The 13299-nt window shown below is 64.8% G+C and carries 9 protein-coding genes; 5 read left to right on the top strand and 4 right to left on the bottom strand.

Annotated features, from left to right (window positions below):
• The 3 genes from ACOZKU_RS02980 to ACOZKU_RS02970 form a co-directional block, all read right to left on the bottom strand.
• The coding region (locus ACOZKU_RS02980) for an FAD binding domain-containing protein (protein WP_421577592.1) at positions 1 to 359 on the bottom strand (359 nt) is incomplete at its 3' end.
• Between the two features lie 12 nt (positions 360 to 371).
• Positions 372 to 2723: a xanthine dehydrogenase family protein molybdopterin-binding subunit gene (locus ACOZKU_RS02975; RefSeq protein WP_421577591.1), complete on the bottom strand. Its 2352-nt coding sequence runs from the start codon at positions 2721 to 2723 to the stop codon at positions 372 to 374.
• A gap of 104 nt (positions 2724 to 2827) precedes the next feature.
• Positions 2828 to 3319: a (2Fe-2S)-binding protein gene (locus ACOZKU_RS02970; RefSeq protein ID WP_421577590.1), complete on the bottom strand. Its 492-nt coding sequence runs from the start codon at positions 3317 to 3319 to the stop codon at positions 2828 to 2830.
• A gap of 457 nt (positions 3320 to 3776) precedes the next feature.
• Between ACOZKU_RS02970 and ACOZKU_RS02965 the strand changes: the two genes are divergently transcribed.
• The 3 genes from ACOZKU_RS02965 to ACOZKU_RS02955 all read left to right on the top strand — a co-directional run bounded on the left by ACOZKU_RS02965 (position 3777) and on the right by ACOZKU_RS02955 (position 10503).
• The gene (locus tag ACOZKU_RS02965) at positions 3777 to 4040 is read left to right on the top strand and encodes a YMGG-like glycine zipper-containing protein (RefSeq protein ID WP_117371935.1); all 264 of its coding nucleotides are present in this window, start codon (positions 3777 to 3779) and stop codon (positions 4038 to 4040) included.
• A 266-nt stretch (positions 4041 to 4306) separates the two neighbouring features.
• Entirely contained in the window at positions 4307 to 6229 is a 1923-nt protein-coding gene (locus ACOZKU_RS02960; RefSeq protein ID WP_421577589.1) for an autotransporter assembly complex protein TamA, read from the top strand.
• 104 nt (positions 6230 to 6333) lie between these two features.
• The gene (locus ACOZKU_RS02955; protein WP_421577588.1) at positions 6334 to 10503 is read left to right on the top strand and encodes a translocation/assembly module TamB domain-containing protein; all 4170 of its coding nucleotides are present in this window, start codon (positions 6334 to 6336) and stop codon (positions 10501 to 10503) included.
• A 27-nt stretch (positions 10504 to 10530) separates the two neighbouring features.
• Here the strand turns inward: ACOZKU_RS02955 and ACOZKU_RS02950 are convergent, their stop codons facing one another.
• Entirely contained in the window at positions 10531 to 10971 is a 441-nt protein-coding gene (locus tag ACOZKU_RS02950) for an Lrp/AsnC family transcriptional regulator (protein ID WP_314089332.1), read from the bottom strand.
• A gap of 135 nt (positions 10972 to 11106) precedes the next feature.
• On the opposite strand from ACOZKU_RS02950, the gene rocF reads away from it, so the two are divergent.
• Positions 11107 to 12042 (top strand): arginase, encoded by a 936-nt coding sequence (gene rocF, locus ACOZKU_RS02945; RefSeq protein WP_314089330.1) that lies wholly within the window; start codon positions 11107 to 11109, stop codon positions 12040 to 12042.
• Positions 12043 to 12060: 18 nt separating this feature from the next.
• The gene (rocD, locus tag ACOZKU_RS02940; RefSeq protein WP_421577587.1) at positions 12061 to 13266 is read left to right on the top strand and encodes an ornithine--oxo-acid transaminase; all 1206 of its coding nucleotides are present in this window, start codon (positions 12061 to 12063) and stop codon (positions 13264 to 13266) included.
• Positions 13267 to 13299: the final 33 nt, after the last annotated feature.

The raw sequence follows: 13299 nt of genomic DNA, 5'->3' as shown, positions 1-13299 counted from the left end.
GCCGCCGGGTCGTTGTTGGCGATGGAGCCGCCGATCGTGCCCATGTGGCGGACATGCGGATCGCCGATATGGGCGGCGAGGTGAGAGAGCGCTGGGCAGACGGCCTTCAGTTCCGCCGAGGTCGACACCTCGTAGTGCGTGGTGGCCGCACCGATGCGCACGCGGCTGCCGTTGACGGAAATGCCTTTCATCTCGGCGATATGGCGGAGATCCACGAGATCGGAGGGGGCGGCGAGCCGCTGCTTCATCGTCGGGATCAGCGTCATGCCGCCGGAGACGTATTTCGCCTCGTCCGAGGCGGATTGCAGTCTGACGGCGTCGGCGACCGAAGTGGCGCGGTGATAGTTGGTAGCGTACATGGCGTCCTCCCGTCAGTTCGCTGCTGCCCGTGCCGCCGCCCAGACCTTCTGGGGCGTTGCCGGCATGTCGAGGTTGTTGTTGCTGATGGCGTCGGTGATGGCGTTCATCAGCGCCGGCGGCGAGCCGATGGCGCCCGCCTCGCCGCAGCCCTTGATGCCGAGCGGATTGTTCGGGCAGGGCGTGATCTGGTGCGAGACCTGGAAGGAGGGCAGGTCGTCGGCGCGCGGCATGGTGTAATCCATGTAGCTCGCCGTCAGCAGCTGGCCGGTTTCCGGGTCGTAGTGCACGTTTTCGAGCAGCGCCTGGCCGATGCCCTGCGCGATGCCGCCATGCACCTGGCCCTCGACGATCATCGGGTTGATGATGTTGCCGAAGTCGTCGGCGGCGACGAACTGGACGATCTTCGTCTTGCCGGTCTCCGGGTCGATCTCGACCTCCGCGATATAACAGCCGGCCGGGAAGGTGAAGTTGGCGGGATCGTAGAAGGCGCCTTCCTTGAGGCCGGGCTCCATGCCGGACGGCAGGTTGTGGGCGGTATAGGCGGCAAGCGCCATCTGGAACCAGGGAACCGACTTGTCGGTGCCGGCGACCTTCAGCGCGCCGTTTTCGATGACGATGTCGCTCTCGTCGGCCTCCATCAGGTGGGCGGCGATCTTCTTGGCCTTGGCCTCCACCTTGTCGAGCGCCTTGACGACGGCGGACATGCCGACGGCGCCGGAGCGCGAGCCGTAGGTGCCCATGCCCATCTGCACCTTGTCGGTATCGCCGTGCACGATGGAGACGCTGTCGAGCGGCACGCCGAAACGGTCGGCGACGAGCTGGGCGAAGGTCGTCTCGTGGCCCTGGCCGTGGCTGTGCGAGCCGGTCAGCACCTCGACGGTGCCGACGGCATTGACGCGCACCTCCGCCGATTCCCACAGGCCGACACCCGCGCCGAGCGAGCCGACCGCAGCCGACGGCGCGATGCCGCAGGCTTCGATATAGCAGCTCATGCCGATGCCGCGCTTCATGCCGCGGCTTGCGGCTTCCGCCTTGCGGGCCGGGAAGCCGGCCCAGTCGGCGGCCTGCATCGCAGCTTCCAGCGAGGCTTCGTAGTCGCCGGCATCGTAGTTCATGATGACCGGCGTCTGGTGCGGGAAGCTGCGGATGAAGTTGATGCGGCGCAGCTCCGCCGGCGAGACGCCGAGCTCGCGCGCCGCCGTCTCCATGGTGCGTTCGAGCAGATAGGTCGCTTCCGGCCGCCCGGCGCCGCGATAGGCGTCAACGGCGACCGTGTTGGTATAGACGGCGCGCACATTGGCGTGGATCGCCGGAAAATTATACTGGCCGGAGAGAAGGGTGGCGTAGAGATAGGTCGGCACGGCTGAGGAGAACAGCGACATGTAGGCGCCGAAATTGGCGATCGTGTCGACCTTCAGCGCCGTGACGCGGTTGTTCGCGTCGAAGGCCATCTTGACGGTCGAGACATGGTCGCGGCCGTGGGCATCCGTCAGGAAGGCCTCGGTGCGGTCGCTGGTCCATTTCACCGGCACGCCGGTGCGCTTGGAGGCCCAGAGACAGACGATCTCCTCGGGGTAGATATAGATTTTCGAGCCGAAGCCGCCGCCGACATCCGGCGCGATGACGCGCAACTTGTTTTCCGGCGCGACATTGTAGAAGGCGCTCATGACGAGGCGCGCGACGTGCGGGTTCTGGCTCGTCGTGTAGCAGGTGTAGTGGTCCTCGGCGGAATCGTAGATGCCGAGTGCGGCACGCGGTTCCATCGGGTTCGGCGCGAGACGGTTGTTGACGATCTTCATTTCCGTGACATGGGCGGCAGCGGCAATCGCCGCATCCGTCGCGGCGCTGTCGCCGATCTCCCAGTCGTAGATCAGGTTGCCGGGCGCTTCCGGATGGAGCTGCGGCTGGCCGGCCTCGAGCGCCTTCACCGCATCGGTGACGGCGGGCAGCACGTCGTATTCGACGACGACGGCTTCGGCCGCGTCGCGCGCCTCGCCCATCGTGTCGGCGACCACGACGGCGACGGCGTCACCGACATAGCGCACCGTATCATGCGCGATCGGCCGCCAGGCGCCCATCTTCATCGGCGAGCCGTCCTTGGAATGGATCATCCAGCCGCAGATCAGATTGCCGATGCCGTCGTCGAGCATCTGTTTGCCGTTGAGCACGCCGATGACGCCGGGCATGTCCGCGGCCGCCGACGTATCGATGCTCCTGATCTTCGCGTGTGCGTGCGGCGAGCGCACGAATGCGGCGTAGCGCATGCCGGGCACGGACATGTCGTCCGTATATTTGCCCTGGCCCATGAGAAACCGCTTGTCTTCCTTTCGCGCGACGCGCGCGCCGATGCCTTCGACACTCATGTTCATCTCCTCCAGAGAATGAGCGAATAGCGAATAGGGAATAGCGATCAGGGAAGCGGTGTGGCGGAGCGAAGTCCTGCCCTATTCCCTATTCACGCTCCCCGTTATTCCGCAGCCTGACGCCCTGCCGCGCCCATTTCTTCGGCGGCGGCGAGGATGGCTTTCACGATATTGTGGTAGCCGGTGCATCGACAGATATTGCCCTCCAGGTTTTCCCGGACGGTCTGCTCGTCGAGCTTGGCGCCATAGCGATTGATCATGTCGACAGCGGTCATCACCATGCCGGGCGTGCAGAAGCCGCATTGCAGGCCGTGATGCGCCTTGAAGGCGGCCTGAACGGGGTGCAGTTCGCCGTTCGCGGCAAGGCCCTCGATGGTGAGGATTTCGGCGCCGGCGGCCTGGGCCGCGAGCATGGAACAGCTTTTTACGGCCTTGCCGTCCATATGCACGACACAGGCGCCGCACTGGGACGTATCGCAGCCGACATGGGTTCCGGTGAGGCTGAGGGTGTCGCGCAGGAAGTGCACAAGCAGGGTGCGGTCCTCGCATTCCTTGCTCACCTTCCGGCCGTTGACGGTCATTGCCACTTTCGCCATTCGTTCCTCCCTGGCGGTTGCAGAGCCGCTGGGTCGGTCGATCCGAGTGTGCATGCAGCGGGCGTCGTCGCGACGCGGGCCTGGGATCAGACGACACCAGCATTCAATTCGCGTGCATTTCATTCCGGCAAGATGTCGCGCGGGGTTCTCCTCCCGTCGGCGCGGCATCAACAGTCATATCATTTGACTTTTTGCGGCGGGGATCAACCGGTACTTTCAAGGTAAATCGAAATTTCTCGTGACCGGACGCGTTTGACGGACCAAACAAACGAAACGGAAACGCTGTTTATTCGGACAGCAAAAAAATAGTTTAGTCCCATGGACTTCCCGGATTCCGGCTATATTTTGGACTTCGGACAGACCTGACCGTGCAAGACGGCGGCGTGTGTTGCGTAACGTAAAAGGGGATAGTGCGGATCCGAAAACGGGCCGCATCTCAACTTTGGAGAACATCTTCATGAAGAAAGTCATTGCGCTCGTCCTGGTCGGTCTGGCCGTCGCCAGCTGCACGCAGACGGAAAAGGGTGCAGGCATCGGCGCCGTCTCCGGCGCGATCATCGGTGGCGCGATCACCGGTGACGTGCGCGGCGCTGCCGTCGGTGCCGCCATCGGTGGCGTTTCCGGCGCTGTGATCGGCTCCGTCGCTGAACAGCCCGGCCAGTGCTACTACCGTGACCGCTACGGTCGCCGCTACATCGACCGTTGCCCATCGGGTTACTGATACCCGCCACCTGCAACCTATGCGAAGCCCCGGATCGTCTCCGGGGCTTTTGCCTGTCCGCCGTCGGGATAAAATGCCCTTCGGCGCTTCAAATCCTGTCCGTCACCGTGTAAAACCGCCGTTAACATTACGGAAAACCTAACGCGTTAGGGTCTTTTCCTGCCTGAAAGCTCTGGATGAACCAGGGCGCCTGAAGTCTGTGACGGAAAGCTGCCGGTCCGCCGTAAGCCCCGCACCTTACGGAGAAAGGCGACGGATAGCTGCGGATGCGGGATAAAGTGAACCGGCCGGAAAAGAGTTTTGCGTTTCTGAAAGCTGGCACCGCGCTCGCGGTGGCTGCCGCGTTGGCCGTTGCCCCCCTTTCCGCCTCTCCCGCCTTTGCCTTTGAAATCTTCGGCATGAAGTTCTTCGAGAGCGAGGAAGATACGGCCGACGTCATCGATCCCGTCAACTATACGCTGACGCTTAATCCCGGCACCGACGACGACGAACTCAAGGACGCGATCGAGAACACCGCGCTGCTCAAGCAGGACGAGGGCAAGCCGGTCTCGGGCGATCTCGGCCTCGTCATCAAGGCGCGCGACGATCGCGACCGCATCCTTGCCGCGCTCTATGAAAAGGCCCGCTATGGCGGCGTTGTGAAGGTCACGGTCGACGGGCAGGACCTCGATCAGCTGCCGCCGAATCCGGAATTCCCTGATCGCGGCGCCATTCCGGTGACGATTACCGTCGATCCCGGCCCGGTCTTCACCTTCGGCGACATCGTCTTTTCCGGTGATGCCGAGGGGCGTAATGCGGCCGACTACGGGCTCGTGCCGGGTGCGCGTGCGGATTCCACCATCATCCTGAAGGCCGGCGAGAAAATGGTCGTCGACCTCAAGGCCGAGGGCCGGCCGCTCGCCAAGCTGACCGAGCGCAATGCAACGGCGGACCACAAGACGCAGACCGTCGATGTGGTGATCGCCGCCGAAGGCGGGCCGGTGGCGCCCGTCGGCGCGGTCGGCGTGACCGGCACCAAGACGGTCGATGCGGATTTCGTGCAGCGCTATTCGCGCATCAATGCCGGCCAGCCCTATTCGCCGGAAGCGCTCACGAAGGCCGCCGAACGGCTGCGCACGCTCGGCGTCTTCTCCAGCGTCACGATCCGCGAGGCCGACAAGCTGGCGCCGGACGGATCGCTGCCGATGACCATCGAAGTCTCGGAAGGCAAACATCGCTATTTCGGTGTCGGCGCGCAGGTGTCGAACACGGATGGCCTCGGCCTGCAGGGTTATTGGGGCCATCGCAACCTGTTCGGCCAGGCGGAGTCCCTGCGCATCGAAGGTTCGGTCAGCCGCATCGGCCAGTCCGCGCTCGGCGATATGGACTATTCGACCGCCATCCTGTTTTCGAAGCCCGGCGCCTTCGGTCCGGCCTCGACATTCAATGCGAGCCTCAAGGCTTCGATCGTCGATCCCGATGCTTACAAGGCCTTCACCACCACGGCTGCGGCCGGCGTCAGCGTCGAACTGTCCGACCAGGACACGGTAAGCGCCGGCGGCGAGGTGATGTGGAGCGATGTCGAGGACGCCTTCGGCAAGAACAAGTACCTGACGGCTGCCATCCCGATCGAATATGTCCGCGATACGCGCGACGACAAGCTGAACCCGACCGAAGGCTACCGCGCGCTGATCAACGCCAAGCCGAGCTACGAGTTCAACCGCGGCACGGTCTTCTCCAGCTTCGAGGGCGCCATTACCGGCTATCAGGCGCTGGGCGAGGAAAAGCGTTTCGTGCTTGCCGGCAAACTGGCGGCCGGCACGATCATCGGCGGCAACGAGCTTTCCGATATTCCGGCGACGCGCCGCTTCTTCCTCGGCGGCGGCGGCACGGTGCGCGGCTATGGCTATCAGGAAATCTCGCCGCGCAACGGCAAGGGCAAGCTCCTCGGCGGCCGGTCCTATGTCTCGGCTTCCGCCGAAGCCCGCATCGGGATTACGGAGACGATCGGCCTCGTGCCGTTCCTCGACGTGGGCACGGTTTCGACCGATGAAGTGCCTGATTTCAAGGATATCAGGGCGGGCGCCGGCATCGGCCTGCGCTATGCGACGCCCTTCGGGCCGCTCCGCCTCGACGTGGCGGTGCCGCTCAAGAAATATGATGGCGGCACCTCTTTCGGGGTTTATGCCGGCATTGGCCAGTCGTTCTGACGGCCGCCCGAATTTCTGTCTAGACTCTTGATCGGCCGGGCGATTCGGATTCAAGACGGACACGAGCGATTCTTTGCGCTCCCCGCACGCGAAATGGATGAAGCATGAACAGGCTGTCCCGAATTCTCCGCGCAACGCTCCGTTATCTCGGTTACGGCATCGTCATCCTTCTGCTTGTTCTTGTCGGGCTCGTCGGTTTTGTCGGCTTTACCGATGCGGGCGCGCGTTTTGCCGTCGCCTATGTGGAAAAGATTGCCGCGTCGAGCGGGCAGGTCGTCTCGATCAGCGAGCCCTCCGGCCTGCTTACCGGGCGGCTCCGGGCGAAGATCATCACCGTCGGCGATGCCAGGGGCACCTATGCGGAGCTGAAGGACCTCTCGGTCGACTGGTCGCCGCTGAGCCTGCTCGGTTTCCGCTTCGATGCCCAGCGCATTTCCGCCTCGTCCATCTCCCTGCTGCGCCTGCCGGAACCCAAGGCGGGTGCCGAAAAATCCGATACGCCCTTCACGCTGCCGGTCGAGGTGCATGTCGGCGCCTTGCAGGTGCCGGAGCTCTTCGTGTCGGGTACGATCGCCGGCCGTGACCAACGCATCGTTCTCTCGGGCAGCGGCGATGCGACGGCCGAAAGTGTCGCGGTGAAACTCTCGGCCTCGGAAAAGGCGCGGCCGGATGCGCGGGTCGTGGCCGATATCGTTTTCAATCCCGCCGACAACCAGCTTCGTCTCGAGGCTGACGTCGCCGAGCCGAAAGGCGGCATCCTCGCCGCCCTGCTCAAGCTGCCGAATGATCCGGCCGTGGCGATCCGCCTGACGGGTGATGGACCGCTCTCGCAATGGAGGGGAAGACTTTCGGCCGCGCTCGACGGCACGGAGATGCTGCATATCGACGGCCGGCATGATCTAGCGACCAACGGGCTGCACACGCTTTCGCTGGCCGGTGGCGGCACGTTCGACGCGCTGATGCCGCCGCAGCTTCGTCCGCTGTTTACGGGCGAAACCGGCATCGACGTGATCGCCGCCTTCGACGGCACGGACATGCTGCGCATCGAGAAGGGCTCGATCTCGACGGGCGCGATGACGCTTGCTGCATCGGGGACGGTCAGCGCCAAGGGCGCAAACGATCTCGATGTGAAACTGTCCGGCCGCAATGGGCCGATCGATTTCCGCTGGCCGCTCGCCGAGGGCGATGCGCGCGCGCTGATCGCCGGTGCCGATGTGTCGCTCAAGGGCGAGGCCGATGCTGCGGCGCTCGACGCCGATGTCTCGATCGTCTCCGCCGAACTGCCGGCCGGGCGTGTCGAAAATATCCGTCTTAACGCCAGGAGCGACGCCTTCAACGTGGCAAGCCAGTCCGGCCGCATCGAGGCGACGGTCGAAACGGGGCTGACGGCCTTTGCCAATCCCGATCTCGACCGCACCGTGAAGGGGCCGGCCAAGATCGTGGTGACGCTCAATGTTTCGCCGACCGAGATTGCCTTCGATCCGGCAACGCTGGAAAGCGCCAGCATCGGCGGTACGCTTTCCGGCCGCTACGGGCTCGAAAGCCGCGAGGCCGATATCAATTTCCGCCTCTTCGCGCTGCCTGCCGTGCTGCCGCCGGCGCTGACCGGCAAGATCGACACGACGATCGCCATGGAAGGACGCCTCCAGCTGGCGAGCGATGGCGCAATCGACCTCTCCGGCCTCACCGTGAAATCCGGCACGCTGGAGACGGCGGGCACGGTCTCGCTCGGCAAGGGCAATCTCCAGGCGGCGCTGACCGGCAAGGTGCTGGCGCTCGGCAAACTGCTGGCCGACGCCAAGGGCGAAGCGGCCTTCGATCTTTCCGCGACCGGCCCCATCGACGGGCTCGACGTCTCGGCCAAGGTGACGTCGAGCGGTGCGACGCTGTCGGGCCGCACGCTGAGCGACCTCGTCGTAACGCTGAAGGGCAAGGCCGTTGCCGACAGCCCCTCCGGCGAGCTGACGGCGACCGGCGCGCTCGACGGCCAGGCGATCAACGTGCGCTCCAGCATCACCTCGGAAGGCGGTCGCATTTCCGTGCCGGTGCTGGAGGCGGAGATCGGGCCGAACACGCTGAAGGGCTCGCTGGCGCTGGCGCAGAATTTCATGCCCGACGGCACGATCCGCTTCGATTTCCCCGATCTCGGCCTGCTCGCCGCTATGGCGGGTCAGAAGGCTGCCGGCGATCTCGCGGGCCAGGTGGAAATCGCCACGAGCAACGGCAAGACCTCGGCCACGGTGCAGGCGTCCGGCTCGGCGATCAGCCGCGATGCGGTCACCATCACCAAGCCGGCGGTCGATCTCGATATCGCCGACCTTGCGACCGCCGCGATTTCAGGCACGGTACGCGCCGAGCGCGTCGCTTCGGGCGAAAACCGGCTGGAGGCGCTGAAGCTCGATTTCTCCCGCGCAGGGCAGGCAACCAATTTCGATCTCACCGGCCGCCTCGACGGGGCGCCGCTCGTCACCAAGGGCAAGGTGCTCCAACGCGACGGCGGGCTCGATGTCGCGCTGCAGGCGTTTGAAGCGGCGCCCCGGCGCATCGCCCTGAAACTTGCCAAGGCGACGACGATCGGCGTGACGAATGGCGTTGCGACGCTCGACGGCCTCACCATCCAGGCAGGGCGCGGCACGGTCGCCGTCTCCGGCAAGGCGGGGGAAAATCTCGATCTCTCGGTGCGCCTCGATGCGCTGCCGGCGGCCCTCGTCAACAATTTTGCGGCGGGTCTCGATGCCGACGGCACGATCAGCGGCACGGTGACGGTGAAGGGCAAGGCGGCTGCACCCGTGGTCAACTATGCGCTCGACTGGGGCGGCGCGGTGACGAGCCAGACGCGCAGCGCCGGCATCGGCGCGCTGACTATCAACGCGAAGGGCGCCTTCGCCAACAACCAGGTGACGCTCGACACGGTGTTGTCGGGCGGCGGCGGCTTGTCCTTCCGTGGCGGCGGCAAGGTCGCTATCGGGGGCGCCACGCCGCTCGGCCTCAAATTCAACGGCACGGTGCCGTTCAGCATGCTGCAAAGCCAGCTTTCCGCTCAAGGATTCGTGCTGACGGGCAATGCCAATGTGGACGTGACGATCGGCGGCACGACCGCCGCGCCCTCGGTGACCGGCAGCATCACGGCAAGCGGTGCCCGCCTGGTCGATGTGCGCCGCAATCTTGCCGTCGAGAACCTGACGATCCGCGTGACTATGAACGGTAAGCAGGCAGTGATCGAGACCGTTTCCGGCAAGCTGACGAGCGGCGGGCAGCTTTCGGCGAAGGGCAGTGTCGGCATCGATCCGGCAAGCGGTTTCCCGGTCGATGTGGCGATCAAGCTCGGCGACATCGTTTATGTCGACGGCACGCTGGTGACGGCGAATGTCGCCGGCGACCTGACGCTCAAGGGGCCGGTGGCCAACCTCGCGCTCGGCGGCAAGGTGCACATCAACAAGGCGAGCGTCGTCATTCCGCAGAAGCTGCCCGCCTCGCTGTCCGAAATCGCCATCAAGCACCGCAACGCGCCTGCGGACGTCAAGCGGATGACGGCGGATGTCAATCGCGCGCAGGGTGGCGACGGCGCCGCGCGCGGCATTGCGCTCGATTTGACCATCGAGGCGCCCGGCCAGCTCTTCGTGCGGGGCCGCGGCATCAATGCGGAACTGAGCGGCAGCCTGAAGGTGACCGGCACGTCCTCGTCGCCGATCGTTTCCGGCGGTTTCGAGCTGGAGCGCGGGCGCATGGAAATCCTGACGCGCCGGCTCGATTTCACCTCCGCCCATATCGGCTTTGCCGGCGGCCTGGTGCCGACGGTCAATCTCGTTGCCGGCAGCTCCGCCGGTGCGACGGAAATCACCGTCACGGTCGCCGGCCTCGCCAGCAATCCGACCGTGACCTTCGCCTCCTCGCCCTCGCTGCCGCAGGATGAAATCCTGGCGCAGCTGATCTTCAACCGCTCGATGTCGAACCTGTCGGCGGTGCAGATCGCCCAGCTCGCCTCCGCGGCCAGCCAGCTGGCGGGCGGCAAGTCGACGGGCCTGCTCGACAGTTTGCGCAGCAAGCTCGGTGTCGACGACCTCGACATCACCACGGATGCCGAAGGGCGTGCGGCGGTCTCGGCCGGCAAATATCTCAACGAGCGGACCTATATCGAGCTGAAGCAGGACCCCGAGACGAACGGCGCCAAAGCGGTCATCAATCTCGATGTCGGCCGCGGCCTGAAACTGCGCGGCGAAGCGGGCAGCGGCGGCAGCGCGGGTGCCGGCATCTTCTACGAGAAGGAATATTGAGGCGGCTTGCCCGGCCTCGGTATTCCCTCAGGCCAGCGCGTTCTTCGTCGTCTTCAGGAGAATATTCGTCTCGGTCACCGTGATGCCGTCGATCAGACGGATGCGGTGCAGGGTCTCGTCGAAGGTGGCGAGATCGCGGTCTTCCAGTTCAGCGATGAAATCCCAGCGGCCATTGGTGGAGTGAAGCGCGCGCACTTGCGGCAGGCCGCGCAGTTGCGCGCTGACGCGGTCAGCCATCTTGCCGTGCACCTCGATCATCACGATGGCGCGTACGCCGCTGCCGGCCAGTTCCGCGCCGGTCTTGATGGTAAAGGCGGCAATGGTGCCGGAGGAGACCAGCCGCTCGATGCGGGCGGAGACCGTGGCACGCGAGGCGCCGGTCATGACCGCTAGCGAGGAGACGGGGGTGCGGGCATTGTGGCGGAGTGCGCCGATCAGTGCATGGTCGAGATCATCAAGGCTTACCATTTTGTCATCCGATGCTTCGCAAAATGTCTAAATCATCCGACTATTTGTCAGTTTTTCCTCTTTTTGCCAACAGCGCGAACGGCAATAATCGCACAAAACCGGGCAAACCGGCTCTCACGCACCCGCGGGGAAATCATGGCTGAAAATGACAAACAGATCGCGCTGATCGGCGCACCTCTCGAGGAAGGCTCCGGCCGCCGCGGCGCGGCGATGGGCCCGACGGCACTGCGCATTGCAGGCGTCGATACGACGCTGGCGGATCTCGGACATACGGTGACGGACGAGGGAGACCTGCGACCGGTGCCGGCCCGCGATCTCGCCAACCACCCGAAGGCCAACAACCTTCAGGTCGTCGCCGCTTTCACGCGCGCGCTCGACACGGCCGTCTATGACGCGGCCCGCAGCGGCAAATTCCCGCTTATCCTTGGCGGCGATCATGCATTGTCGATGGGGTCCGTTTCCGGCATGGCGCGCCATGCGGCCGATCTGGGCCGTCCGCTCTTCGTGCTCTGGCTCGATGCCCATGCCGACTTCAATTCGCCGGCGACGTCGCCTTCGGGCAACATGCACGGCATGCCGGTCGCCTTTTTCTGCGGCGAGGCCGAGTTTACGCCGATCCTCGAAGCCGGCCGCCCGCTGGTCGATCCAAAGAACGTCTTCCAGGTCGGCATCCGTTCCGTCGATGCGCGCGAGCGCGAGGAAATCGCCGAGCACGGCGTCAATGTCTATGATATGCGCGCGGTCGACGAGATCGGCATGGCGCATATCATGCATGACATCATCGCCCGCATCAAAGCGGAGAACGGCTTGCTGCATGTCAGCCTCGACGTCGATTTTCTCGATCCGGAACTGGCGCCGGGCGTCGGCACCACGGTGCCGGGCGGCGCGACCTTCCGCGAGGCGCATCTCATCATGGAGATGCTCTGCGACAGCGGTCTCGTCTCCTCGCTCGACCTGGTCGAACTGAACCCCTTCCTCGACGATCGCGGCAAGAGTGCGCGCATTCTCGTCGAACTCACAGCCAGCCTTTTCGGGCGCCGCATTCTCGACCGGCCGACCCGCAGCGCCTGAAAACAACCGGAGGACCCCATGACGCCGTCGACTGCCACCCTGATCGAAACCGAGTATCGCCTCGGCGCCCATAACTACAAGCCGCTCGACGTCGTGCTGTCGCGGGGGGAGGGCGTTCATGTCTGGGACATCGACGGCAACCGCTATCTCGACTGCCTCTCGGCCTATTCGGCGGTCAATCAGGGCCATTGCCATCCGAAGATTCTCGCTGCGATGGTGGAGCAGGCGCAGAAGCTGACGCTCACCTCGCGTGCCTTCCGCAACGATCAGCTCGCGCATTTCTATGAGGAAATCGCAGCGCTCACCGGTTCGCACAAGGTGCTGCCGATGAATTCCGGCGCGGAAGCCGTCGAGACGGCCGTCAAGGCCGTGCGCAAGTGGGGTTACGAGGTCAAGGGCGTGCCGGAAGGCCAGGCCGAGATCATCGTCTGCTCTAACAATTTCCATGGCCGCACCATGGGCATCGTCGGCTTTTCGACGGATCCGGATGCGCGCGTCGGCTTCGGTCCCTTCGCGCCGGGTTTCCGCCAGGTGGCGTTCGGCGATCTCGAAGCCTTCCGCGCGGCGATCAACGAAAACACGGTCGCCTTCCTGATCGAGCCGATCCAGGGCGAGGCCGGCGTGCTGATCCCGCCGACGGGTTACTTCATGGGCGTTCGCGAGCTCTGCACCAAACACGGCATCACGCTGATCCTCGACGAGATCCAGACCGGCCTTGGCCGCACGGGCAAGCTGCTGGCCGAGGAGCACGAAGGCATCGAGGCGGATGTGACGCTGGTCGGCAAGGCGCTATCAGGCGGTTTCTATCCGGTCTCGGCTGTGCTTTCGAACAGCGAAGTGCTGGGCGTGCTGAAGCCTGGCCAGCATGGCTCGACCTTCGGCGGCAATCCGCTGGCCTGTGCCATCGCCCGCGCCGCGCTGAAGGTGCTGGTCGAAGAGGACATGATCGGCAATTCGCAGCGCATGGGCGACCGCTTCCAGGCGGGCCTCAAGGGCATCCGCTCCAACATCATCAAGGAAGTGCGCGGCCGCGGCCTGATGCTCGCCGTCGAGCTCGACCCGGCGGCCGGCGGCGCGCGCAAATATTGCGAGGCGCTGAAGGAGCGCGGCATCCTCGCCAAGGATACGCATGGCGATACGATCCGCATCGCCCCGCCGCTCGTCATTACCGGCGATCAGGTGGACTGGGCGCTGGAACAGTTCGAAGCGGTCCTGCGCACCTGACAGGGCGCGACGGCTCTAAGCAGCAAGGCCTCG

It is taken from the genome of Shinella sp. M31 (genome assembly GCF_049199205.1).
Classification (GTDB): Bacteria; Pseudomonadota; Alphaproteobacteria; order Rhizobiales; family Rhizobiaceae; genus Shinella.
Note: the sequence above shows the minus strand (reverse complement) of the source record. Positions and strands in the feature narration are given on the sequence as shown.